Here is a 23,494-nt window from a genome sequence, read left to right as displayed (position 1 = left end):
GAGTCAAGGGAGCACTGTCAAGCAAGGGATCCCGTCAGCGCAAACGTCCGGCAGAGAGGGGGCGCAAATAAGGATCCTGAGCTGAGCCGTGCATGGCCTCGTGCAGACGGGCCGACACTTCACGGCAGTAGTTGTTGTAAAGGGAAGAGGTGCGAAAGTCTTCCGAGCGGGGATAGGGCGCATCGATGGGAATATCGGCTATCACCCGCCCTGGGCGAGCCGCCATCACCACCACGCGGTTGGACAGGTAGACGGCCTCGTAAATGTTGTGGGTAACAAAGATCACCGTCCAGCGCTTTTCTTGCCACAGCTCCAACAGGTCGCTGTTCAACTTGCTGCGGGTGATTTCATCCAGAGCTCCGAAGGGTTCATCCATCAGCAACACCTGCGGCTTGGTTACCAGGGCGCGAGCAATGGAAACCCGCATGCGCATGCCGCCCGATAGCTCGCGGGGAAAACTGCGCTCAAACCCCCGCAGGCCCACCAGTTGCAGAGCTTCCAAGACATCTCGATCGGCTTTTGGCTTGGGCTCACCTGCCAACTTCAAGGGCAGACGCACATTGTCCATCACCGTTGCCCAAGGCATAAGGGCCGGTTCCTGAAACACAAAGGCCAACTTGGGTTCCCCTTGGAGAGCATCCTTCTCAAGATTTTGCCCCCATTCGATAAAGCCTGTGGTCAGATGCCCCAGACCTGCCACCAACCGTAGCACTGTGCTTTTCCCACAGCCGGATGGCCCCACCAAGCTAACGAACTGCCCTTCTTGGATGGTCATATTCATGTCCTGCAAAGCCACCGTGCCATTGGAATAGACCTTGCTGACATGGTTGAGGGTGATGACAGGGGTGGGCATGGCTGGCAACTCCCGGAGCAGAGGAAGCACACACTTTCAAAATAACCCTCTCTGCCGCCTCTGCTTGGTAGGCGTAACTACAACTCTTTCCCTCAGAACCGGTTTCCAGAGAGTTTCTCACGGAAAGCTTGCGATGACCCAAATCGGAGCAGCAAGTCGGTATGATGTTGCCGACCACCCTCTGGCCAAGGAACACATGGGATCCCCATTTAAACCGGTTGCAGGTGCTGTTACAGCCCCGCGAGGATTTCGAGCCGCTGGAGTGGCCGCTGGCCTCAAGCCCTCAGGAGCTGCGGATCTGGCTTTGATCGTTTCCGAGTGCGATGCGGTTGGGGCAGGCGTTTTCACCACCAATCAGGTCAAAGCAGCCTGTGTCACCTACAACCAAGGGATCCTTTCCCAGCAGCAGCCGGTGCGGGCCATTCTCTGCAATGCTGGGCAAGCCAACGCCTGTACCGGAGAAGAAGGGGAGCGCAACAATGCCCAACTGGCCCTCTGGGTGGGAGAACGGTTGGGGATCCCGGCCCATCAGGTGCTCACGGCCTCCACAGGGGTCATCGGGCGACAACTGGAAATGCCGAAAATCCAAGCAGCCCTGCCTGGCCTTATCGACAGCCTCTCTCCAGAGGGGGGGGAGAGCGCCGCCCGCGCCATCATCACCACCGACTTGGTGACCAAAAGCGTTGCCCTGCAAGCTGAGATCGACGGGTACACCGTCAGGGTCGGGGGCATTGCCAAGGGATCCGGCATGATCCACCCCAACTTGGCCACGATGCTGGCTTTTTTAACCTGCGACGCGGCTGTGGATCCCCGCCTGTGGCAGCAGATCCTCAAGCAAGCTGCCGACCTCAGCTTTAACCAAATCACGGTGGATGGGGATACCAGCACCAACGACATGCTCTTGGCCCTGGCCAACGGCCAAAGTGGGATCCCAACCCTGCAAGCCGGCACAGAAGCTGCCCAGACTTTGGCGGAGATGGTCAACCAAGTTTGCATTCATCTGGCTAAGGCCATTGCCCGCGATGGGGAAGGAGCTACCAAGCTGCTGGAAATTCGGGTGTGTGGGGCTGTGGATGATGGGGCAGCCCGGCATATGGCCCGTGTGATCGCCAGCTCTCCCTTGGTGAAGGCGGCAGCTTTTGGCAACGATCCCAACTGGGGACGGGTGGCAGCCGCCGCCGGACGGGCCGGGATCCCCTTCGACAGCCGCCGGTTGGATATCCGTCTGGGGGATTTTCTGCTCATGCAGGCGGGAATGCCCCTGGCTTTCGATCGCAAGGCAGCCTCTGAGTACTTGAAAGGGGATCCGGTGACCTTTACCGTGGATCTCCATCAGGGATCCGGCCAGGGCGTGGCCTGGGGCTGCGATCTCAGCTACAATTACGTGCGCATCAACGCCGAATACACCACCTAACGGGGGATCCCAGCCATGACCACCGAATCGAACGCAAATAACGGCTTTTCCACCGAAGCCCAAGCGGCTTTGGCCAAAGAAGCGAGGCTTTCCCTATCCGGCTGGCAACAATGAGTCGAGGCTTAGCCTTGGTTTCATGCCACCAACATCCGCAACGCACCGGCCCACAACCTGGTGCAACTGGGCATTGGTGGCTGGCAAGTGCCACGGCAAGGGGTGAAGGTGTGCCGGGAGCGGGCCACCCACGTCCTCACCGTTACCGACATCACCGAAATGGGCTTGGATGCAGCCGCCGATTTCGCCCTCGAAAAAGCCCTAGACGGCACCGATTGTGTGTACATCAGCTTCGATATCGACTGCATCGATGCCGGCTTTGTACCCGGTACAGGCTGGCCAGAGCCGGGTGGGCTGCTGCCGCGGGAAGCGCTCTACTTGCTCAAGCGCATTGTGCGGGAAGCACCGATCTGTGGCCTGGAGGTGGTGGAAGTCTCTCCCCCCTACGACATTAGCGATATCACAGCTCTAATGGCCACCCGAGTTATTTGCGATACGCTGGCCCATTTGGTGGTATCTGGGCAACTGCCGCGCCGAGAGAAGCCCGCCTACATCCACCCGGAGGCGACGCCAGAAATGGCCGGCGACTGGAGGTAAGAGATGCACGAGACCGACATGACCCGCGCCTTGATCCAAACACTACGTGACTGGTGGCAAAGTCAGCCGGGACAGCCTCAGATCGCTCGGGTGCACCTGGTGGTAGGACAGTTTACCTGTGTAGAGCCGGCCAGCCTAACCTTTGCCTATGCCGCACAAACCCAGGGTACTTTCCTACAGGGATCCCAGTTGGTCATCCGGGAAACGCCGCTCATTGCCTATTGCCATCCCTGCGGCCAAGAATACAAGCCAGAAATAGGCCGGCGCTATGCTTGCCCCAACTGTGGATCCCCGATGGAAGAGATTCGCTCGGGCCGAGAGCTGAAAATTGACTACATCGAAATTGACTACATCGAATGTTCAACAAACTTCACCCCACCGGCGCAACCAGAAGTCGCCTAGGCCGCTCCAAAGCTAAGTCCCAGAAGGACAGCTGCTCCCAAGCTGAGGATGAACATCAAGCCGGCAGGCATTAACGTTCGGGTTTTGCGGTAGCGCAGGGCGAATACGATAGATCCCAGCACTGTCGTCCCCAGGCCCAAGCCCAGCCCCCAGCGGGGATCCACCCCCAGCAGCCCATAGCTGACTCCGCTGAGGGCGGCCCCAACCAGCCCCCCGATGAGAGACTTGGAGCTTTTGCCTTTGCTATAGCCGATTGCTCCGCCCACCAAAAGCAGTGCCCCGTAGACCAGCAAGGTGATTTGTGCGGCCAGCATGATGGGAAAACCTTGTCCTCTCCGGGCTTAATCCACAAGGATATCGCGAATCAAGGGCAAGCGAATGCTGATGTAGCGATTGAGAATTGAGGCATCGACACTGCTGAGGGCGTGTTTTTTCTGACAGGCGCTCAGAAGCAGGTTCACCAAGTCATCGTCACGCTTTGTGAGCCAATCTGGCCTGCCAATCTCGCTGACCAAAGACCAAAACTGGCGTACCATTTCAGGAGTCATGGCATCCATTTTGTGGAGATAGGGGCTGAACTGCAAAAGAATGGTCTAGGCCATCGATTCGATTCTAGAAAAAAGACCTCATCCCCGAGGACAATATTTCAGCTCCGTCACAACTTAGGATAAGATGTTATGCTTTCCCACAAAGCTCAGCAAGCAGTGCCCCTTCTGGCTTTGTGAGGATCTTAGGAAGGTAAACTGGCAACTCCTGACATATATCAACATTAGGCGTTAAAAAACGATGATTCCTGTCAAAATCTCGACATCAGCATCAGAAGGTTCACAAGCCCCCTTATCCAAGCTGTAAGACAGGGAATCTGGGCGAGCAGGGGCTAGCGCAAGGCGTACTGTAACCTATAGGCTCCTTCTTCTCGTGGCTTATGGGTGTTGGCCCGCAGGGTATAAGTGCCGGTGCGGGGCAGAAAGGCAATCATCAGAGCATCGGTTCCACCCCCTTGGTCATCATCCCAAGCCCTGACTTCTCCACTGGGATCCAGCAGCTGCAAAAAGGCATCGAAATCGGAGCTGGTCATGGAAGCGATCAGGATCTGGCCGGCGCGGGCGGCAATGGGATATTCGTCCATCCAACTGCCATCCTCGGGATGCTGAAGGGATCCCTCCTGCAGACGGCCCGATAGGCTTTCCTGCCAATCTACCTGGGTGAGGATATAGGTGAGCCGGTAGTTGCCGGTGGATTCCGGCTCAAAGCTGGTGGCCCGCAGGGTATAGGTGCCTCCCTCCGGCAGACGCACTGCCAACAGGGCATTCACATCCAGGCCAGAGTCATCGTCAAAGCCAATCACCCGCCCTTGACCGTCCACCAGCTCCAGATAAGCATCAAAATCTTCGCTCTCTAGGGCCGCAATCAAAATCTGTCCCGGCTCAGCGGTGACGGGGATCCCATCCCAAAAGCTGCCGTACTGGCGGCTGACTTGATCTCCCACCTCCAGCGCTCCCGCCACGGTTTGGCTGCCTCTCCACAGAGCAGAACGGGTCAGCGCAGATCCCACCGGCAAGCCTCTCTCTCCCACCCGATCCAGCAGCCGACAGCCGCCGGCCAACCCCAATGCCACCAGAGCCAGAGTCAAACGGGATCCCCAACGGCGAGGAGATGCGCAAGAACGATACCAGCTCAACATCGGAAGGGATCCCTTTCTAAAGAATGGCAACTGTAGACTGATCCTACCCCCTGATTGATTGAGCGAAAAGTTGGTCAGCCGAGAGCAAACTGTTGGCCTACAGGGTTTCCCAAGCTTGCAAGACGGCTTCTAGGGCCAGCCGCCCATGGTAGAGATGGGTTCCCCCCTGCAAGTAGACGGTGTAGGGATCCCGCATCGGCCCATCGGCAGACAGCTCGGCGCTGCTCCCGGCAATAAAGGTGCCTGCTGCCATCACCACCGGGTCTGCATAACCGGGCATCACCTCCGGAACTGGGGTGAGGTAGGAATCCACAGGAGAACTGTTTTGAATGGCGTGGCAAAAGGCCTGCAGCTTTTGCGGGGATCCCAATTGAATGGCCTGGATGATATCGGTGCGAGGAGCTTGAGGCAGAGGCGAGACCGGGTAGCCCAGATCAGAAAACACCTGCGCCGCCAGATGGGCGATCTTCACCGCTTCGGCCACCATCTGCGGGGCCAAGAACAAGCCTTGAAACAGAAGGCGGTTGAGATCTAGAGTTGCCCCCCCCTCCGAACCAATGCCCGGAGCCGTTAACCGACAAGCGGCTTGCTCCACCAGCTCTGCCCGCCCGGCCACATAGCCCCCTGCGGGAACGAGGGTGCCCCCCGGATTTTTGATCAGGGATCCGGCAATCAGATCTGCGCCCACATGGGTTGGCTCCTGGGTTTCCACAAATTCGCCGTAGCAATTGTCCACAAAAACCACAACTTCGGGGTTTTGCGCTTTGACCATTTGGATCATCTCGGCAATCTGGGCAATGGAAAAGCTGGGCCGCCAATCGTAGCCACAGGACCGCTGAATGTGAACCAAGCGGGTTTGCGGTCTGAGGGCGGTTTTCAGGGCCTGCCAATCGACAGTTCCCTCCCGCAAATCCAACTGGCGGTAACCGATGCCAAACTCCCGTAGGGATCCCCGCCCGGAACCCCGCAGACCGATGACCTCTTCAAGGGTGTCGTAAGGGGGGCCGGTAATCGCCAGCAGCTCATCCCCCGGACGCAGCACCCCAAACAAAGCACAGGCGATGGCATGGGTACCAGACACCATCTGCAGCCGCACCACTGCTGCCTCACAGCCCATAATCTGGGCAAACACCCGATCCAAAACCTGCCGCCCCTGGTCGTCGTGGCCATACCCCGACACCCCGGCAAAGTGATGGGATCCCACCCGCTGGTCGCGAAAGGCCCGCAGCACCCGCGCCAGGTTCTCTCTGAGGGTCTTCTCCACCGCCTGAAACTGCTCCTGTAGAGCCTCTTCTGCTCTGTCTAAAAGCTCTGCCGCCTTCAACGGGATCCCTCCGCCCACCCAGTCTGCCCCACCTTTTGCACACCAAGCTGGTTTCGAGGGTAGCATTTCAGCCACCCCGGAAAGAGTTGGCCTTCTCCCCACCGCTCCTCAAGGTGACTGCAGCGGCAGAACCGAGTTCCAAGTTCTTATGTACTTATGTAGCTCTCCGATAGAAACCTTACAGCATGGAACAGTGAACGACAGGCTTGTCAAAGCTAATACCGACAACAACACCATCTCTCAAGTCGAAAGCCTCATATTGATAAAAAATCGATAAAAAGCTTAATTTATATCAATATCCCTTCATTTTTGCTGTCAATGGCTATCGAATCAAGATGCTGCTAGGCTGTAGGATAATACCAACATACTCTGGAGGAAAGCTGAAGCATCTGGATTGCCGAGCTTATGGGCAATACGGCCCACGTTTAGTCTCTCAAAAACAGGTCAGAGTTAGAGACATTGTTTAACCAACTCAGAATCCAGCTCAGGAAGATTTTTAGCAGGCTAGATCTGTCTATGGGTTTGATGATAGATTTGGCTTTTGACTGAGGAACTTGCAACTTAAACTCTAAAAAACCTTTCCCAAAGACACTCAACACAGCCAATAGAAGTGCATGTCTTGCAGGGCGGGGATCCCGCTTCTCTACAGAGCTCCTGCGATTCGGGAAAATCTGGAATTCAACATCTCTGAAACATTAAGAGAGCCTAAATTTATTCTTAACCTCTGGCAGAGATCCTTGAGCGAGATGTTAACCTAGACTTAACCCAAGAGGTTAGTGCCACTCCCAAAGCCGATCTGCTCACCCTTGATGACAGGGCTCCATTTTTGCCAATTAAAGGGCTGACGTCGCCTGTGAGCTGGGATCGCTTTCCAGAGTTAGAGGGATCCCAGGTGGGGATGAGGCGCTATCTCAGGTATAAACCGACATGACTGGGAGAGTCCTCATGACTAAGCTTGTGATCCAAGGGAAAAACGTCGAGATTACCGACGCCATCCGCAGCTACGTTCAAGAAAAAATTGAGCGTGCTGTCAGTCATTTTGCCCAGATCACCAGTGAGGTTGATGTCAATCTATCGGTAGCCCGCAACCCCCGTATCAGTGCCAGCCAATCTGCCGAAGTGACCGTCTACGCCAATGGCACCGTGATCCGGGCGGAAGAAAGCAGCGAAAACCTCTATGCCAGCATCGACCGTGTGGCCGACAAGCTGGCCCGCAAGTTGCGCAAATACAAAGAACGGAACGGCATTCACCGCGTCCGCCACACCCCCAAAACCTCCGTGGCAGTGGCCCAGCAGCCCGTCACCGATCCGCTAAATACGGAACGGCAAGCGGAGTTACCCGCAGAGGTGGTGCGCACCAAATACTTCGCCATGCCACCCATGACGGTTCAGGAAGCGTTGCACCAGTTGGAGCTGGTGGATCACGACTTCTACGTTTTCCGCAATATCGAAAATGGCGAGATCAACGTTATCTACGTCCGCAACCATGGCGGCTATGGCCTGATCCGCCCCCGCTAAGGCTTGGTGAAGATGCGTGGTGAGCTCTCCTCCCAACTTACTTCTCCAGGATCCAGCGGCACTTTCTATCTGTTGCTACAGCTCACCGATTCTGCCCTGCCGATTGGGGCTTATTCCCACTCCTGGGGCTTGGAAGCTGCCGTTCAAGCGGGTCAACTTCGCGATCGGGCTGGGGTGCAGCAGTACCTGTTGGGGGTTTTGCACATGGGCTTAGCCCCCACCGAGGGCAGAGCCTGTGCCTTGGCCCATCGTCTATCCCGATTGGGATCCGAGTCGGGAGTGGAGAAGCTGCAGCAACAGCTGCAAGCAACCCGTTGGGCGGCAGAGCCGCGCCAAGCCAGCCTAGATTTGGGGAAACGCCTAGCTCAACTGGCAGAACGCACCTGGGGAATCTCTGTCCCCAAGGCAGAGGGGGATCCACTGCATCATTCCGTGGTGTTTGGCTGGATCTGCGCTCAGGCGGGCATTGGGTTGGAAGATACCCTGCGTGCCTTCTTGTTCTCCTCCCTCACTGGGCTGGTCTCGGCAGCGGTGCGTCTGGTACCTTTGGGGCATACCGAGGGGCAAAGCCTATTGGCTCAGTTGTACGAGCCCATCGAGGCAGTGGTACACCAAGAGATCCTGCCGGTTGTGAAGCGGGCCGAAAGGCCAAACCTCTCCCCCAGCTGGCCGGCTTTGGGCAGCTTCACCCTCCTACAAGAACGCGATTGTCAAGTCCACCAACAGCTCTATTCCCGCCTTTTTCAATCTTGAAAGCCGTCAACCCTCACCCCTAAACCCTTCTCCCAGAGGGAGAGGGGAGTTCAGCTAGAAATCGCAGGAGCCCCGCACTGTACCCGTAGGGTCACTGCCGGGAGGAATGCGCTTTGATGAAGTACAATGAACTTATGAGCCAAGTCCTGACCGTCTCCTGTAAGCTCAAGGCGTCCCAGTCACAAGCCGCCAAATTGGACGCGACTTTGGAGGCTTTTGGCCAAGCCTTGAACTGGGTCAACCAGAACACGCCGGAGAAGATCGTCAACGCGGTCAAACTGCAATCCCTTTGCTACTACGAGATTCGAGCCCGGTTTGGCTTGTCCAGTAACTTGGCTCAACAGGTGTGCAGACGGGTAGCGGGTTCCCGCAAAGTGGCTAAGCAGAAAAAGCGTCCCGTCAAGGAGTTTAAGAGCGGCTTTGTTACCTACGACGCTCGCATCTTTTCGTTCCGTCAAAAAGACTGGACGGTGTCGCTGACCACGGTTGAAGGGAGAGAACGCTTTGAACTGGCCATTGGCAACTACCAGCGTGGGATGCTGGCTGGTTCCAACCCCAAATCTGCCACCCTGGTCAAGCGCAAAGATGGCTCCTACTATATCCAGATTTGCGTAGAGAAAAAGCCACCCAAGCAACAAGATACCGACAAGGTGATCGGGGTGGACTTGGGGAGGACGGATATTGCCCATACGTCAGAGGGGGACAACTGGAATGGACAGCAGTTGAACAGAGTCCGAGACCACTACTCCCGACTGAGGGCGGTACTCCAACGCAAAGCCAGTAAGGGCACACGCAGTTCGCGGCGCAGATGCCGTCAACTGTTGCAACGGCTGTCTGGAAAGGAGAGACGCTTTCAAGTGTGGGTCAATCATCGCATCTCCAAAGCTATTGTCTCTAGGGCAAAAGCTACCAACAGCGCTATTGCTCTGGAAGACCTGACAGGGATCCGGGAAAGGGTCAATCAACAGCCACGCAGCAAAGCCGAGCGGCGTAGGACCAACAGTTGGGCGTTCTACCAACTACGTCAGTTTCTGGAGTACAAGGCGAGGGTTGCAGGGGTTTCTCTGATTCTTGTGCCGCCTGCCTACACGTCGCAGACCTGCCACCGGTGTTTGCATATCCATCCCGACCCTGCGCAATCCTACCGCAGTGGCAAGTCGTTCAAGTGTGGGCACTGTGGATGGGAAGGGGATGCGGATTTGAATGGTGCGAATGTGATTGCGCTCTTGGGGGCTGCCGTAAACCAGCCTAGAGGTTCGGGCCTGTTTTGTTCTCTGGTAGAGCAGAACAGGCTCAGGGCTACTGAAAGCCCGCTCCGTACCGCTTAGCGGTCGGAGCCGGGTAGTTTACGGCTTCGTCGTCCATCCAGGAAGGGGGTACAGGTCGGCATCCATAGCTGGAATCCGAGCCATCGTAGCTGCGGGGATCCCGCTGGTACTCCATCAAGGCTTGAAGGGTATCTCGGGGTGGAGTGGCACCGCGCAAGTCCTTCAAAGAGAGGGAAATGTTGGGAGCCGGCAAAGTGGCACCGCCCACATGACAATTCAAACAGGCGGACTGAAAACGATTTTTGCCGTCCGTGAGCTGCTCTGGGGTAAAGGTGAGGGTATGCCCTGCGGCATCTAGAGGCAATTCCACAGGGCCACTCACCCGCAAATACTGGTTCACGTAAGGATCAATGCGGGCAGCCACCGGACTGGCCAGCCCCAGCCACAACAAAGCTAGGATCCCGACCCAGGCCCAGAGGCGAGACGGGATCCGCCATCTCATAGGCAACTTCTGATCCAGATGCGGCATTAGAGATAGGCTGATAGGTCGCTGTGGCTTTCGTTCTTGGTACCACCCCAGCCGGGAACGGTCTTGGCCTGCACCAGAATGTAGCCCGCAATCAGCTTCAGATCCTCGTCGGTGAGGTTGCGCAGACGTGGATACTCACTGGTGAGCTGGGTGTTGGGGTGATACTCCAACAGAGACTCCACCCCGTCATAGGTGACTGGATTCTTGATGTAATCCACAATCGCCAGCACATTATCCCGTGGGGGAGTTGCCCCCTCCAGATCCGAAAGCTTCAAGCTCACATCCGGGTTGGGATAGGTCTGGCCGCCCACATGGCACTGGGCGCATGCGGTGTTGAATAGCTTCTTCCCTTTGGCCAACTGGGCTTCGGTAAAGGTAATAGACTCAGTTGGCGACAGAGCCACTGCAGGAATATCCCTAGCTGCAAACACTGGAGCCAGACCCCAGCCAAACCCAGCCATCAACGCAGCCAACAGCAGGACAAGCAACCGACGACGCGCTGGCGCAAACACCTTCTGAAAAGAAAAAGCTTTGCTAAACATGGTTCTCCGTAGATCAGCCTAGAAAGAGGAGAGGTGGGCTCCACTCCAGCCACAAACCCGACAACAGGATCAAGAATAGACCATTAAGAGATCATTTGCAGATGGGATCCGGGATAGTTTCCCAATGGTTCCATTTGCCTTTGGTGTTAAGTTTGATTACGGAGCTATGGCCTGTTGGGAGTCTGTTGGCCGAGAGCTGACTTGGCCACAGCCCAGTCGAGAGAACTGAGCAGGTAATGAGCAGGTAATGCAGGTAATATAGAGCTTGGCTTGCTTGCCTGGCAACCTCAGAGCAGGAGAATACGGCAGACTCCGTTCCAGGTTTTCCCCATGTCCTCTATCCAATTCCAGCCGTTGCGGGTGGCTTTCACCTGTGCGGATCCCAGTCAAGTGCAAATGCCCGTTGCCGATTTGCTGGCGGCCTTGCCGGCCTCACCGCTTCTGACCTACACAGACCCGGAAGCAGCGGACTTGCGGGTAGAGCTGTTGCCCGATGCCACTTATCACTTTTACCGGCGGGGGGAAGAGGTGGCTCTGGCGGCCTTCCGGATCCCGGTGAAGAAGCTACTGGCCCTGCCTCGCAAGCTGGTGCGGCTGTTGGAGCACGTGGCTGCTTTTGGTAATCTTTTGAACCTGCAACCTGCCAGCGATGCGCTGAGCAGCATCTTGGAAGTGGAATTTCTCCAACTGGAAACCCCGGCCAGCAGCTCTGCCCCTGCCGAAGTGAGCCCCCTGCCGCGGGATCCCCAAGGGAAAGTGCAAATCCAAGCAGGCCGCAACCTGGCCATTGCCTTGAGAAACAGAGCCCCCACTCCAGTGCATGTTTATGTCACCGTCTTTGACGAGCGGCGGTACAGCGTGGATTTGGTTTACCCCTATCAACCAGATCTGCCTGCCCGTTTACGCCCCAACGAGAGCCTGCTGATTGGCTCTGGCCCCCGCTACCTGCTGCAGATGCAGCTGCCAGAAGGAACAGACGTAGCGGTGGATCGCTTCAAAATCTGGGTCAGCGGCACCAGCATGCAGCCGGGCATTATGGTGATGCCCCCTCTGGGGCAACGGCTGGAACCTCCCTCAGAAGATCCCTACGGGGCCGGATCCCGCCTGGATCGGGAAGTCCGGCTGGCCATTCTGGGCAAAGCAGGCAGCACTCCCATGCCAGCTTTTGCGGAGGATCCCTGGTGGTGTATGGAGCAAGCCGTCAAGATTGTGGCCTGAGCCGATGCTCTTGGGGACTTTTTCAGACTTTCAGAGATGGCTTTTCAGGATCCCATCAAAGGTAGACTCAACCTCATCGACGCCAATCACTGACAGGTGATAGAGGGAAGATAGACTACTTTTTGTATCTTGACTAACATCAGTTAAAACTATGAAAGCTTGGCTTCCCTGAAGACCGAGTTCATCAGCGATTCTGGAGTATTTTTGTATTTTATCTTGGTACCCACCTGTCCTCGATTCCACCCAGTAGAATTTATCATTGATATGGAAGAAAAGATCCATCTCAAAATCGGCTCTATTCGATAAAGTAACTTGGGCATTCGCGACGTAAGAGAAACTGATCTTTTTGGTGTGAGCCGCAACAAGGCGGATCAGCGTGCCCCTAACATATCTTTCCAGCCAGTTCCCTGCCAGAAAATTCAGCGCCTGAGGCGACCTACTGGGTCTCGCTACCAAAAGGCATCTGGGCGCCTTAGAGTATCTGTACTCTTCCAAAAATGCGATGTCGTGTAACTCCTTAGCAACTTGGCAAGTTGAACTGACTACTTGTTGAGGTTCGTCTCTAAGGTTTAGGGAGAAAGAACTGCCGCTCTTCATGTTTGATTTAACCATTCCATAAAATCTCTTGATAAAAGAGTATCGGCTGCCCATAAAGGCGGCTATTTGATCTAGCTTTTCCTCTTTTTCTTCCGCAGCTATGCTTTTTATCTTTATGTTTTTTGAGTTTAAGAACGACTCTATCTTTGATATATCAACAGTAGCTGTCCCATCCTTGTCTCTTAGTACTTCGTCTGGTGTCTCAGGATCTGGTGCTTTACCAATGACCTGAGTAACCTGCTCATTCTGGGAGTCCTGATTTGCAGTTGGGCATATCTCGGATCCATGAGAACTTTGAATAGTAACCCGTAGTTGCCGATAAATATCTTTGGCCTCTTCCACTAGATTTTCCAGAATGGCTAGCTGATTGTTCAGTTGCTGGCCATGTTCGGCCAACTTTACAGATATAGCTTGTAGAAAGTCTCTGCCCCAGTCCTGTAGCAAGCTTTGCTGGCTGTCAGCAAGGCGAAATTTAAACTCTTCAAGGGTAGCTTGGACGGCCTGTAACTTTTCCTGTAACTTTTGAGAAATCTTGTCTACCAATCCTTCGCTCAACTTGATGAGTGCTTTGTCCGGGTTGTTGAGTTCTTGGCTGCGTTGGCTTAGCTGCGAAGATATATCTCTGATAATCTCTCGTTTCCAGATTTCCAGTTTAGGACTGGCCCCATACTGGCGAGCAACGTAAATGCCTACCGAGAAACCAACAGCTGCCCCAATCAATAAAACCAAAACTAAGTCCATCAGATACTCCTGTCCTCTGCTGCTGTTACTTTTCTTTCCAGTTAACTGGATTACCTGCTTGATTACCTGCTTGCCTCAACATGCTAGGAGGAGATAGGTGAATTTTCAAGCAGATGGGGACCTGCCTCTGACCGAAGCTGGGCGCCGACAAGGGATCCCAGCCAGCCTTGCTGAAGAGCTTCTTGAGCAGGAGTCAGTTCAGGCAACACCTCCAACGTGTAGACATCGGGCCGAGGGGGATCCAACGGGATCCAAAAGTGTTTCAACTGGTCCGCTTGAAAAACGCTCAAACAAATGATCTGGTGGGGCTGATAGGCTGTCAAGCGTTCTGTCAGGTTGGCGGCGCTCACCCTGAACCCATCCAGGGCCACCAGCTCATCGCCGGCCCAGATGCCTGCTTTTTGCGCCGGGGATCCCATCTCCACTGCGCTGATGCGATTGCCCTCGCCGTTGAAATTGAGGCCCAGGTATGGGATGGGGTTGGGGCGGCTGAAGTGGGCTTTAAGGGTGAGGCCAAGGGGGTGTAGGTAAGTGTTGTAGTCTAGCTCTTCCGTGCCTTCCACATAGGCTGCGAAAAACCGGCCAAGATCGGCACCGGCTGCCCGCTCAAACGCCTCCCGCAAGTCTTGGTCGCTGTAGCCCTTCTCTGACCGACCAAAGCGCTGCCACAGATCCTGCAAAGCCGTATCCAGGGATCCCTGACCGCCGGAAAGGTGACGGATGTGCAGATCCAGCAGCCAACAGACCAAAGCCCCTTTTAAGTAATAAGAAACCTGGCTGTTGAGGGTGTTTTCGTGGGGGCGGTAGAGTTTGATCCAGGTGTCGAAGCTGGATTCCCGTAGCGATTGCACGGCCCGGCCCGGAGTACGCTGCAAGCGACCAATCTGTTCGGAAAGAACTTTTAAAAAATCGCCGGCACTGAGGATCCCTGCCCTCAACAAGATGACATTTTCGTAGTAGCTGGTCGCTCCCTCACAAAACCACAGGCATTCCAGATAGTTTTCTTGGTTGTAATCGATCTTTTCCAATGCCAGAGGACGCAGACGCTTGACATTCCAGGCATGAAACAACTCGTGGGCCAGCAAAGACAAAAACCGACGATAGGACTCCGGCTGATGCAGCTCCAGCCCAGAGTAAAGAAGGGTGGTGCTGTACTTGTGCTCAAGGCCACCAAATCCTCCCGGCGACAAATGCACAATGAACCAGTAGCGGTCATAGGGTAGCCCACCGAAAAACGCGGCTGTGGTTTTGACAATCGCCTTAGCATCAGCGACAGCCCGATCGACATCCAGAGTGCCCGACCCCCAAACCACAAGGTAATGCGGGATCCCTTCCACCTCAAACGATTGCACTCGATGTGGACCCACCTCCACCGGGCTATCCACCAGCTCGTCGTAGTCTTCCGCCACAAAAGACTGGCCGGAAGTGGGATCCTCAGAAGGAGAGGTCAAGGGCCGCAAACTGGTGGCGATGTGCCAATCCGGCTTGGGGGGGATCACCGTCAAAGTGTAGGGTTCCCGCTCGCGACCGGGCACGTAGAGGAAGAGCGCTGCCCCGTTGAAATAGGCGTGGGTCAAATCCAGATGGTTTGTGCGCACCGTCAGCTCATAGGCATAGACCCGGTAGCACACCTTCACGGCAGAACAGCCCGGCGGATCGATCTGCCAGGTGTTCTTGTCCACCTTCCGCCAGGCCAAAGGGATCCCTTGCTCAGTTGCCGCCTGAAACTCCTGCACATGACGGGCATACTCCCGCACCAAGTAGGATCCCGGCGTCCACACCGGCAGTCGCAGCCGCAAAGGCACCTCTGGATCCACCTCTTGGATCTGCAGTTCCACCTCCAGCAGGTGATTGGCCGGATCCGGCATCCGCACTGTGAAATGCTGGCGGCTCAGTTGAGAAGGTGCAGCAATGATAACCTCTGGGATCCCCATAGATAGGTAGATAGAATGTTCCAACCCACTCCACTCTCTACCGCCAAGGGCCGACGCAACCCCCAGCGACAATGGCTCTTATCCTAACCCCTGCTTTCGGTTGGGGATCCCTTTCTGGGGCAAAAACGAGACTCAAAAATGTAGCACGTGCTACAAAGATGCCTGGGCAGAACCTTCTACTTTAGGGTAAATCTTGGTATCATCATCGATTCTGAAGTCAAGGGGTTGCAACCTAGCCTAATGCTTCTAGATTGATCTTAATAGGTTGATCTTAGGTATAAACTGACCTTAAAAGGTTGATGAGTATGGCGGTGGCCGTAGCGGAAAAATCTCTGATCACAGCCTTCAAGCAATTGGGAGGCCCTCACCATCCTCCGGTTATCGAAACGTTCGAGCGCGGGAAGACCATTTTTTTTCCAGGGGATCCGGCGGAGCGGGTTTACTTTTTGGTGAAGGGAGCCGTTAAGCTCTCGCGGGTCTACGAAATGGGGGAGGAAATCACCGTTGCCCTCCTGCGCGAAAACAGCATCTTCGGCGTGCTCTCCTTTATCACGGGACAGCGCTCCGACCGCTTTTATCACTCGGTGGCTTTTACACCTACTGAGTTGCTCTCTCTGCCGATCGAGCAGGTGGAGAAATCCCTACAGGAGAACGCCGAACTGGCCATGTTGCTGGTTAAAAGCCTGTCGTCTCGTATCTTGCAAACGGAGATGATGATCGAGACGCTGGCTCATCGCGACATGGGATCCCGTCTGGTCAGCTTTTTGTTGATTCTCTGTCGCGATTTCGGGGTGCCTGGCCCAGATGGGGTCACCATCGATCTCAAGCTGTCTCACCAGGCCATTGCCGAGGCTATTGGCTCAACCCGCGTCACCATCACCCGCCTGTTGGGAGAGCTGCGCAAGAAGAAGTACATCTCCATTCACAAGAAGAAGATCACCGTACACGACCCGATGCGGCTGAGCCATCGCTTTGCCTAGAAGGAAGAGGAGAACACCTCCTGAGCAGCACCCTGCCTAGGCAAACCCCGCTCGATGGTTGGTTGAAGCTCTACCCGGCTTATGTTCAGTCTACTGCTGCAGCCTTGAAGAATCTCTGTGCCCGAAGGACAGACTTAAAGTTTTCTGGAAGCTGACCGGATCGCGGGCAAGAATCTACTAGTCTATGGGGGGATCTGGCTTTGGCCAGAGCTATCTAGCCAATTGCTGAGGTGTAACTGTGGAAACAGCCATCGAGTGGATTACCGCCCATGAGATCCTCGACTCGCGAGGGCGTCCCACCCTAGAAGCCCTGGTGGGTCTAGCCAATGGAGCAACGGGCTTGGCGCAGGTTCCCAGCGGTGCCTCGACCGGTACCTTCGAGGCCCATGAGCTGCGGGATGGGGATCCCAAACGCTACGGCGGTAAGGGTGTGCTGAGGGCGGTGGAAAACATCCTTGGCCCCATCCAGTCGGAGCTGCAGGGAGAAGATGCCCTCAACCAAGCCCGTATTGACCAGTTGCTGATCGACCTGGACGGCACCCCCAACAAGTCCCGCCTGGGGGCCAACGCTATTTTGGCAGTTTCTCTGGCGACAGCCAAAGCGGCTGCGGAAGCAGTGGGCTTGCCTCTTTACAAATACCTGGGGGGGCCCTTTGCCAACCTGCTGCCGGTGCCGCTGATGAACGTGCTCAACGGCGGCGCCCACGCCGACAACAACGTCGATATTCAAGAATTTATGCTTGTGCCCATTGGAGCGGCCAGCTTTCGCGAGGCGCTGCGCTACGGGGCTGAGGTGTTTGCGGTACTAAAACAAGTGCTGCAGCAGAAGGGGCTGTCCACCGGTGTGGGGGATGAAGGGGGGTTTGCTCCTGATCTCGACTCCAATGCGGCGGCTTTGGATCTGCTGATGACGGCTATTGAACAGGCAGGCTACAAACCGGGAGCAGATATCGCCTTGGCCTTGGATGTGGCCGCCAACGAGCTGCTGCAGGATGGGCAATATCACTTTGAGGGCAAAGCCCACAGCGCGGCTGATATGGTGGCTTACTACCAGCAACTGCTGGCCAACTATCCCATCCTTTCCATTGAAGATGGGCTAGCGGAAGAAGACTGGGCCGGTTGGCAAGCCATGACCGCTCAACTGGGATCCCGGGTACAGCTGGTGGGAGATGACCTGTTTGTAACCAACCTGACCCGCCTGCAAAAGGGTATCGACAGCGCCGCCGCCAACGCCATTTTGATCAAGCCCAACCAAATCGGCACCCTGACGGAGACCGTCTCGGCCATCCAATTGGCAGTTCAAGCCGGCTTTCGCACCATCATCAGCCACCGCTCTGGCGAGACGGAAGACACCACCATTGCCGACTTGGCGGTGGCCACCCGTGCCGGGCAGATCAAAACCGGATCCCTCTGCCGCAGCGAGCGCATTGCCAAGTACAACCAACTGCTGCGCATCGAAGACGAGCTGGGGGAAGCGGCAGTTTATGCCGGTCGGGTGGGCCTGGGTCCTAGAGCTCGCTAACTTCCCGTTCCGTCCCAGGGGATCCCTAGCACCTGCACCAAAAAGGCCCAGCGGTCGGCAGCTTCCTCAATCAGCTTGCTGGTGGGCTTGCCGGCCCCGTGCCCTGCCTTGGTGTCGATGCGGATGAGGATGGGCTGGGATCCCCCCTGGGCTACCTGCAGGGCAGCGGCAAACTTGAAGCTGTGGGCGGGCACCACCCGGTCGTCGTGATCTGCGGTGGTGATCAGGGTGGCGGGATAGGCAGTGCCGGGCTTGAGGTTGTGCAGAGGGGAATAGGCGTAGAGGGCCTTGAATTCCTCCGGGTTCTCCGGGGATCCGTACTCGGAGATCCAGGCCCAGCCGATGGTGAACTTATGAAAGCGCAGCATGTCGAACACCCCCACTGCCGGCAGGGCCGCTGCAAACAGCTCCGGCCTCTGAACCAGGCAGGCCCCCACCAGCAGGCCGCCGTTGCTGCCGCCGGAGATGGCCAACTTGGCGGGGTTGGTGTAGCCATGGGCTATCAGCCACTCGGCAGCGGCAATAAAGTCGTCGAACACCTTTTGCTTGTTGAGCTTGGTGCCCGCCTGGTGCCACTCTTCTCCGTACTCGCCGCCGCCGCGCAAATTGGGCTGGGCGTAAACCCCTCCCATTTCCAGCCAGGCCACCAGACCCACTGAAAAGCTGGGGGTAAGTGAGATGCCAAAGCCACCGTAGCCATACAGCAGGGTGGGGTGATCCCCTGTCCGAGTCAGGCCGCGGCGGTGGACGAGAAACATGGGGATGCGGGTGCCATCTTTGCTGGTGTAGAACACCTGCTGCACCTCGTAGGCCTGGGGATCGAAATCCACCTGGGGCTGACGGAACAGGGTGCTGGTGCCGCTGGTGAAATCGTAGCGGTAGATGGTGGGCGGGGTGGTGAAGCTGGTGAAGGTGTAGAAGGTCTCGGTGTCGTAGCGCTTGCCGCCAAAGCCGCTGGCGGATCCCAGCCCGGGCAGCGGGATTTCTCCTAGGTAGGTGCCGTCTAAAGCAAAGGTCTTGATCTGGGTGTGGGCGTCTTTGAGGTAGAAGGCCACAAACTGATTGTTGATCAAGCTAACCCCCTGCAGGGTCTCCTCCGCCTCGGGGATCACCTCCTGCACCCGGTCAGGCTGCTCCAAGTCGATGGCCACCAGTCGCCGCCGAGGAGCTTGGCAGTCCGTCAACAGCCAAAAGCGGGATCCGTCGTTGCCCACGAAGCTGTATTCGGCCTCAAACTCGCGGATGAGCTCTACTACAGGAGACTGGGGATCCCGCAAGTCTTTGTAGAAGATGAGGTTTTTGGGATCCGTGCCCCGCCAGACGGAGATGATGAGGTAATTCCCATCTTCAGTAACCCCGCCGGCAAAGCCCCACTCTTTTTGGTCGGGGCGGTGATAGACCAAAACATCTTCTGACTGGGAGGTGCCCAGGCGGTGGTAGTAGAGCTTCTGGAAGTAGTTGACGCTTTCGTATTCGCTGCCGGGGGCCGGTTCGTCGTAGCGGCTGTAGAAAAATCCTTGCCCATCCAGCGTCCAGCTCGCCCCGGAAAACTTGACCCAGCGGAGGTGATCCGGCAAATCCTCGCCGGTTTCGATGTCCCGCACCTTCCATTCTTGCCAGTCGGAGCCGGAGCGGGAGAGACCATAGGCCAGATACCGCCCATCACGGCTGATGGCAATGCCCGCTAGAGCCACCGTACCGTCTTCGGAGAAGGTGTTGGGATCCAGCAAGACCCTGGCCTCAGCCTCCAGGCTTTCTTGGGTATAGAGAACACTTTGGTTTTGCAGGCCGTCGTTCTTGAAATAGAAGTAGCGGCCCCCTTCTTTGAAGGGCTGGCTGTATTTTTCATAGTTCCAGAGCTGGGTCAGGCGTTCTCGGATCCGCTGCCGGGCTGGGATCTGCTGCAAGTAGTTAAAGGTAAGGTGGTTTTGCGCCTCAATCCAGGCCCGCGTCTGCTCCGAATCTAGATCCTCTAGCCAGCGGTAGGGATCCGGTACCGCCTGCCCGTGGTAGATGTCGACAACGGTGGGATCCGGATAGCTGGGCGGGTAGTTGAGCATGAGACCTAAGCGCTAGAGACCCATTCCACTATGGCAGAGGAGAAGCCAAAAACCCACTCTCCGGCCTTTGCCAGGCATGCTCGCTATAGTGGAAGCCGAGTTGCGGGATAGATTCTGTGTTGCAGGCTTCTCCTTTCTTCCAGGCCGGGCGGATGGGCGCCTATCCCCTGGGCTCAGGCTGCTATCACTTCTCGGTGTGGGCGCCCTTGGTTGAGCAGGTGGAGCTGAAGCTGCTCAGCCCTGTCCAACGTTGCTTTACTCTAGTGCGGGATGAGCAGGGCTATTGGCAGGGGGAGGTGGACGGGATCCCACCTGGGCCAGTGGACTACCTCTACCGCCTGCACACCTCAGCAGGGGTAGTGGAGCGGCCGGATCCCGCTTCCCGCTGCCAGCCCTACGGCGTCCACGGCCCTTCGCGGGTGGTGGATCCCCACTTCGACTGGCAGGATCAGGGGTGGAAGGGGATCCCCCTGTCTCAGTGGATCCTCTACGAGCTGCATGTAGGCACCTTTACCCTCGAGGGCACCTTTGCTGCTCTGATCCCTCGCCTGCCGGAGTTGGTGGAGTTGGGGGTAAACGTGCTGGAGCTGATGCCGGTGGCCCAGTTTCCAGGAGAGCGCAACTGGGGCTACGACGGCGTCTACCCCTACGCGGTGCAGACCAGCTATGGAGGAGCGGCAGGCTTCAAAGCCCTAGTCAATGCCTGCCACCAACTGGGTTTGGCCGTCATCTTGGATGTGGTCTACAACCACCTGGGGCCGGAGGGGAACTACCTGCGGGATTTTGGCCCCTACTTCACCGACAAGTACCACACCCCTTGGGGGGATGCCCTCAACTTCGACGACCGCTATTCTGACGGCGTGCGAGAGTTTTTCCTACAAAACGCCGAGTACTGGCTGGAGGAGTTTCATCTCGATGGGCTGCGGCTGGACGCGGTGCATGCCATCTACGACTTCAGCGCCTACCCCTTCTTGCAGGAATTGGCAGAGCAGGTGGATGCCCTAGAAGCTCGCACTGGCCGGCCCAGGGTTCTCATTGCCGAAAGCGACCTCAACGATGTCCGCCTCATCACCCCCCGAGAGCAAGGGGGCTACGGGCTAGATGCCCAGTGGTGCGATGACTTCCACCACTCACTTCACACCCTGCTTACCGGGGAAAAGACAGGCTACTACCAGGACTTTGGCGAATTGGAGCACCTGGCCAAGGCTTACCGGGAGAGCTACGTTTATTCTGGCCAGTACTCCTGCTACCGCGCCAGGCGTCACGGCAACTCCGCTGTTGGGCGACCGGGATCCCAATTTGTTGTCTGCATTCAAAACCACGATCAAATCGGCAACCGCATGTTGGGAGAGCGCCTCAGCCAGCTCACCTCTTTCGAGGGCCTCAAGTTGGCTGCCGCTGCCCTGCTGTTGGCTCCCATGCTGCCGCTGCTGTTTATGGGGGAAGAATACGGGGAGGTGGCCCCCTTTCTGTATTTTGTCAGCCACGGGGATCCCGATTTGGTGGAAGCGGTACGACAGGGACGCCGCCGCGAGTTCAGCGCCTTTGCCTGGCAGGGAGAGCCGCCGGATCCCCAAGCTGAAGAGACTTTCTTGCGCTCCAAGCTCAATTGGGAGTTGAAAAAGGCCGGTCACCACCAGGTTCTCTGGAAGTGGTACCAGGCCCTGATCCGGCTGCGCAAAACCCAACCGGCCCTCCAGCACTTGGAGCGGGATGGAGTGGAAGTGGAGCTCTTTTCCAACTCTGGCCTAGCTCTGCACCGCCGCCAGGGATCCCAGGCTTTGCTTGCCCTTTTCAATTTCAGCCCCGATCAGCCAGTCACCTATACCCAATGGCCCAGCGGCACCTGGGAAAAACTTTTGGACAGCCATGAGACCCAGTGGTTGGGCAAGGGATCCTCTCTGCCCGCCGGAAGCCAAGGAGATCTTGTGGAGGTACCGCCCTATGGGGTGGCGGTGTACGGTCAGAACCCCTAAAAGAGGTAATCCCGGCCGCAGCCGTAGCGCCAAGCCTCGCGGCGCCGTCTCCAGAAGTAGTCCTGGGGGTTGGTTTCCGGCTCCGGGCGATCTGTTAGCCTTTGCAGCAGCTCGTAGAGGCCAAGGGCGCCAAAGTGGCCCGCCCATTCCACCAACTCCGGCAACCCCAACCGGGGCAAAAGTCCGGCCACCAACCGAGGATCCCGACTCATCGCCCCCCACAGGGCCTGGGCCAAGCCGCCGAACTGCACTACATCCTGCAAAAAGGGCTTCACCACCTGGGGGCCGGCGGCAAACATGGCCGCAAACACCCTGCTCAACAGGCGGTTAATGCTATTGGGATCCCAACTTTTGTTCTGCAGAGGGGGAATCATGGCCTTCTGAAATAGCCAGGTCACGGCCAAGTTGGGCTGGTAGGGTTGCAGCAGGGCCAGGGCTGCCTGGTTCAACTGCCGTTGCGCCAGGGCCTCGTGGATCCCCTGCTGTAGGCGATCCAGGTGGCGCAACATGGCGCCAAAGCCGCCAAAGCTTAGAGGCGACTGGCTGCCACTGCTATCCCCCACCGCCAATAGGCGATCCCAGGGCAGTTGCAGCGGGCTGCGGCGGTAGGCGGGGAAAACGCCACATAGCTTGCGCACCCAGCGGATCTGGGCCAGCTCCACCCCCTGGTAGGCTGGCAGCAGCCGGCAGTAATCCCGCCAGAGCTGCTCTAGACTAGGCCGCCGGGGATCCCGGTCGCAGTAGGTAAAAAGATAGGTGGTGCGCCCATCGCGGGCAGGGAAAGCTTCCCAAAAGGGCTGGTAGCCATTCTGGGCTGGGGTAAAGCTGTAGAAGAGATCTCCCGTGGGTTGGTCGGGCAGCCCCTGGGCACAGGATCCCACCACCAGACAGACGCTATCTGGCGGCTGCCCTTGGCGAGCCTGGGCCGCGATGGGCGAGCGGTGCCCCATGGCATCCACCAGCAGTTGAGCACGGATCTGTCCCTTGGTGGTCTGGAGGCAGATCCCATCGGGGTGAACGGTGGCACTTTGAAAGGCAGTCTGCTCCCACACTTGGCCCCCCCAGGCCAGGAAATGCTGCTTGAGGAACTCCAGGAGGCTGACTGGATCCACGCCCACATTCAGCACTCCCTCCACCCACCAGTGGGGGCCCTCCCCAAAGCCAATCCGCCCCCTCGGGTAGTGGGTAACCTGGACTGCCTCCCACTCGGGCGGGGTAAGCAGCTCCAGCTCTAACAACACCTGCAGCTCCTGGTGTGAGGTGTTCCACTCCTGCTCCCGCCCCCGCAGGATCCCGCGCTCCAGCAGGATCACCCGCCAGCCCCGCTTGGCCAAAGCCGCCCCCAGAAGGATCCCCAAGGTGCCGCCGGCAATCACCACATCGGCATCCCAGGATTGGCTGCCCAAACGAGCGGAAGAAGGGTGAACCACTGCCGGGGGCAGTTCCGCCTGCGGCTGCCGCAGGGATCCCCACCAGCGATCCAAGGTGGGCAGGGCTTCTGGCGGGGGGACGAATTCAGCCATCGGCA

The 23,494-nt window shown here is 57.2% G+C and carries 20 protein-coding genes and 1 pseudogene; 10 read left to right on the top strand and 11 right to left on the bottom strand.

Annotated features, from left to right (window positions below; all coding sequences use genetic code 11):
• Positions 1-34: 34 nt before the first annotated feature.
• Positions 35-853, bottom strand: coding sequence for an ABC transporter ATP-binding protein (locus CYB_RS12125; RefSeq protein WP_011434108.1), 819 nt, complete (start codon positions 851-853; stop codon positions 35-37).
• Positions 854-1,049: 196 nt separating this feature from the next.
• Between CYB_RS12125 and argJ the strand changes: the two genes are divergently transcribed.
• The 3 genes and pseudogenes from argJ (at position 1,050) to hypA (ending at position 3,320) form a co-directional block, all read left to right on the top strand.
• Positions 1,050-2,267, top strand: a complete 1,218-nt coding sequence (gene argJ / locus CYB_RS12120) for a bifunctional glutamate N-acetyltransferase/amino-acid acetyltransferase ArgJ (protein ID WP_011434107.1) — start codon at positions 1,050-1,052, stop codon at positions 2,265-2,267.
• Between the two features lie 126 nt (positions 2,268-2,393).
• Positions 2,394-2,918, top strand: a pseudogene (locus tag CYB_RS12115) (arginase family protein); the annotation flags it as partial.
• A gap of 3 nt (positions 2,919-2,921) precedes the next feature.
• On the top strand, positions 2,922-3,320 hold the full coding sequence (gene hypA, locus CYB_RS12110; protein ID WP_011434106.1) for a hydrogenase maturation nickel metallochaperone HypA: 399 nt from the start codon (positions 2,922-2,924) through the stop codon (positions 3,318-3,320).
• Here the strand turns inward: hypA and CYB_RS12105 are convergent.
• The 4 genes from CYB_RS12105 to CYB_RS12090 form a co-directional block, all read right to left on the bottom strand.
• Positions 3,317-3,634 (bottom strand): TMEM14 family protein, encoded by a 318-nt coding sequence (locus CYB_RS12105; RefSeq protein ID WP_011434105.1) that lies wholly within the window; start codon positions 3,632-3,634, stop codon positions 3,317-3,319. The two genes, hypA and CYB_RS12105, sit on opposite strands and share 4 nt — an antisense overlap.
• Positions 3,635-3,661: 27 nt before the next feature.
• Complete coding sequence (locus CYB_RS12100; protein ID WP_238376795.1) at positions 3,662-3,868, bottom strand: hypothetical protein; 207 nt, start codon at positions 3,866-3,868, stop codon at positions 3,662-3,664.
• Positions 3,869-4,197: 329 nt separating this feature from the next.
• A complete protein-coding gene (locus CYB_RS12095; RefSeq protein ID WP_011434103.1) occupies positions 4,198-5,004 on the bottom strand; it encodes a PPC domain-containing protein in 807 nt (268 codons plus the stop codon).
• 97 nt (positions 5,005-5,101) lie between these two features.
• The gene (locus tag CYB_RS12090; RefSeq protein WP_369791756.1) at positions 5,102-6,394 is read right to left on the bottom strand and encodes an aminotransferase class I/II-fold pyridoxal phosphate-dependent enzyme; all 1,293 of its coding nucleotides are present in this window, start codon (positions 6,392-6,394) and stop codon (positions 5,102-5,104) included.
• Positions 6,395-7,273: 879 nt separating this feature from the next.
• On the opposite strand from CYB_RS12090, the gene hpf reads away from it, so the two are divergent.
• From hpf to CYB_RS12075, 3 genes are all read left to right on the top strand, one after another.
• On the top strand, positions 7,274-7,846 hold the full coding sequence (hpf, locus tag CYB_RS12085; RefSeq protein WP_011434101.1) for a ribosome hibernation-promoting factor, HPF/YfiA family: 573 nt from the start codon (positions 7,274-7,276) through the stop codon (positions 7,844-7,846).
• A gap of 12 nt (positions 7,847-7,858) precedes the next feature.
• Positions 7,859-8,599, top strand: a complete 741-nt coding sequence (locus CYB_RS12080; RefSeq protein WP_148202769.1) for an urease accessory protein UreF — start codon at positions 7,859-7,861, stop codon at positions 8,597-8,599.
• Positions 8,600-8,733: 134 nt separating this feature from the next.
• Positions 8,734-9,927, top strand: coding sequence for an RNA-guided endonuclease InsQ/TnpB family protein (locus tag CYB_RS12075; protein ID WP_011434099.1), 1,194 nt, complete (start codon positions 8,734-8,736; stop codon positions 9,925-9,927).
• On the opposite strand, the gene psbV2 is transcribed toward CYB_RS12075, so the two are convergent.
• Positions 9,899-10,369 carry a photosystem II cytochrome PsbV2 gene (gene psbV2 / locus CYB_RS12070; RefSeq protein ID WP_238376794.1) on the bottom strand — a complete coding sequence of 157 codons (471 nt, stop codon included), beginning with the start codon at positions 10,367-10,369 and terminating at the stop codon, positions 9,899-9,901. The two genes, CYB_RS12075 and psbV2, sit on opposite strands and share 29 nt — an antisense overlap.
• A 26-nt stretch (positions 10,370-10,395) precedes the next feature.
• Positions 10,396-10,938 carry a photosystem II cytochrome c-550 gene (psbV, locus tag CYB_RS12065; protein ID WP_011434097.1) on the bottom strand — a complete coding sequence of 181 codons (543 nt, stop codon included), beginning with the start codon at positions 10,936-10,938 and terminating at the stop codon, positions 10,396-10,398.
• A 330-nt stretch (positions 10,939-11,268) separates the two neighbouring features.
• Between psbV and CYB_RS12060 the strand changes: the two genes are divergently transcribed.
• On the top strand, positions 11,269-12,156 hold the full coding sequence (locus tag CYB_RS12060; RefSeq protein WP_011434096.1) for a hypothetical protein: 888 nt from the start codon (positions 11,269-11,271) through the stop codon (positions 12,154-12,156).
• A 30-nt stretch (positions 12,157-12,186) separates the two neighbouring features.
• On the opposite strand, the gene CYB_RS12055 is transcribed toward CYB_RS12060, so the two are convergent.
• The gene (locus CYB_RS12055; protein WP_011434095.1) at positions 12,187-13,494 is read right to left on the bottom strand and encodes a hypothetical protein; all 1,308 of its coding nucleotides are present in this window, start codon (positions 13,492-13,494) and stop codon (positions 12,187-12,189) included.
• 83 nt (positions 13,495-13,577) lie between these two features.
• Positions 13,578-15,452, bottom strand: coding sequence for a M61 family metallopeptidase (locus CYB_RS12050; protein WP_238376793.1), 1,875 nt, complete (start codon positions 15,450-15,452; stop codon positions 13,578-13,580).
• A 281-nt stretch (positions 15,453-15,733) separates the two neighbouring features.
• Between CYB_RS12050 and ntcA the strand changes: the two genes are divergently transcribed.
• Together ntcA and eno are read left to right on the top strand one after the other, a co-directional pair.
• Positions 15,734-16,408, top strand: a complete 675-nt coding sequence (gene ntcA / locus CYB_RS12045) for a global nitrogen regulator NtcA (RefSeq protein ID WP_011434093.1) — start codon at positions 15,734-15,736, stop codon at positions 16,406-16,408.
• 238 nt (positions 16,409-16,646) lie between these two features.
• Positions 16,647-17,930: a phosphopyruvate hydratase gene (gene eno / locus CYB_RS12040; protein WP_011434092.1), complete on the top strand. Its 1,284-nt coding sequence runs from the start codon at positions 16,647-16,649 to the stop codon at positions 17,928-17,930.
• Here the strand turns inward: eno and CYB_RS12035 are convergent.
• Positions 17,927-19,990: a prolyl oligopeptidase family serine peptidase gene (locus CYB_RS12035; protein ID WP_011434091.1), complete on the bottom strand. Its 2,064-nt coding sequence runs from the start codon at positions 19,988-19,990 to the stop codon at positions 17,927-17,929. The two genes, eno and CYB_RS12035, sit on opposite strands and share 4 nt — an antisense overlap.
• Positions 19,991-20,106: 116 nt before the next feature.
• Here CYB_RS12035 and treZ point away from each other — a divergent pair, with 116 nt between their 5' ends.
• Positions 20,107-21,966: a malto-oligosyltrehalose trehalohydrolase gene (gene treZ / locus CYB_RS12030; protein ID WP_238376792.1), complete on the top strand. Its 1,860-nt coding sequence runs from the start codon at positions 20,107-20,109 to the stop codon at positions 21,964-21,966.
• On the opposite strand, the gene CYB_RS12025 is transcribed toward treZ, so the two are convergent.
• Complete coding sequence (locus CYB_RS12025) at positions 21,963-23,489, bottom strand: NAD(P)/FAD-dependent oxidoreductase (RefSeq protein ID WP_011434089.1); 1,527 nt, start codon at positions 23,487-23,489, stop codon at positions 21,963-21,965. The two genes, treZ and CYB_RS12025, sit on opposite strands and share 4 nt — an antisense overlap.
• Positions 23,490-23,494 lie beyond the last annotated feature (5 nt).

The organism is Synechococcus sp. JA-2-3B'a(2-13) (assembly GCF_000013225.1).
GTDB lineage: Bacteria > Cyanobacteriota > Cyanobacteriia > Thermostichales > Thermostichaceae > Thermostichus.
Note: the sequence above shows the minus strand (reverse complement) of the source record. Positions and strands in the feature narration are given on the sequence as shown.

Bases quoted from the DNA above. Each gene is read 5' to 3' on its own strand.
- CYB_RS12125 (WP_011434108.1), bottom strand. From the start codon at position 853: ATGCCCACCCCTGTCATCACCCTCAACCATGTCAGCAAGGTCTATTCC.
- argJ (WP_011434107.1), top strand. From the start codon at position 1,050: ATGGGATCCCCATTTAAACCGGTTGCAGGTGCTGTTACAGCCCCGCGA.
- hypA (WP_011434106.1), top strand. From the start codon at position 2,922: ATGCACGAGACCGACATGACCCGCGCCTTGATCCAAACACTACGTGAC.
- CYB_RS12105 (WP_011434105.1), bottom strand. From the start codon at position 3,634: ATGCTGGCCGCACAAATCACCTTGCTGGTCTACGGGGCACTGCTTTTG.
- CYB_RS12100 (WP_238376795.1), bottom strand. From the start codon at position 3,868: ATGACTCCTGAAATGGTACGCCAGTTTTGGTCTTTGGTCAGCGAGATT.
- CYB_RS12095 (WP_011434103.1), bottom strand. From the start codon at position 5,004: ATGTTGAGCTGGTATCGTTCTTGCGCATCTCCTCGCCGTTGGGGATCC.
- CYB_RS12090 (WP_369791756.1), bottom strand. From the start codon at position 6,394: ATGCTACCCTCGAAACCAGCTTGGTGTGCAAAAGGTGGGGCAGACTGG.
- hpf (WP_011434101.1), top strand. From the start codon at position 7,274: ATGACTAAGCTTGTGATCCAAGGGAAAAACGTCGAGATTACCGACGCC.
- CYB_RS12080 (WP_148202769.1), top strand. From the start codon at position 7,859: ATGCGTGGTGAGCTCTCCTCCCAACTTACTTCTCCAGGATCCAGCGGC.
- CYB_RS12075 (WP_011434099.1), top strand. From the start codon at position 8,734: ATGAGCCAAGTCCTGACCGTCTCCTGTAAGCTCAAGGCGTCCCAGTCA.
- psbV2 (WP_238376794.1), bottom strand. From the start codon at position 10,369: ATGAGATGGCGGATCCCGTCTCGCCTCTGGGCCTGGGTCGGGATCCTA.
- psbV (WP_011434097.1), bottom strand. From the start codon at position 10,938: ATGTTTAGCAAAGCTTTTTCTTTTCAGAAGGTGTTTGCGCCAGCGCGT.
- CYB_RS12060 (WP_011434096.1), top strand. From the start codon at position 11,269: ATGTCCTCTATCCAATTCCAGCCGTTGCGGGTGGCTTTCACCTGTGCG.
- CYB_RS12055 (WP_011434095.1), bottom strand. From the start codon at position 13,494: ATGGACTTAGTTTTGGTTTTATTGATTGGGGCAGCTGTTGGTTTCTCG.
- ntcA (WP_011434093.1), top strand. From the start codon at position 15,734: ATGGCGGTGGCCGTAGCGGAAAAATCTCTGATCACAGCCTTCAAGCAA.
- CYB_RS12035 (WP_011434091.1), bottom strand. From the start codon at position 19,990: ATGCTCAACTACCCGCCCAGCTATCCGGATCCCACCGTTGTCGACATC.
- CYB_RS12025 (WP_011434089.1), bottom strand. From the start codon at position 23,489: ATGGCTGAATTCGTCCCCCCGCCAGAAGCCCTGCCCACCTTGGATCGC.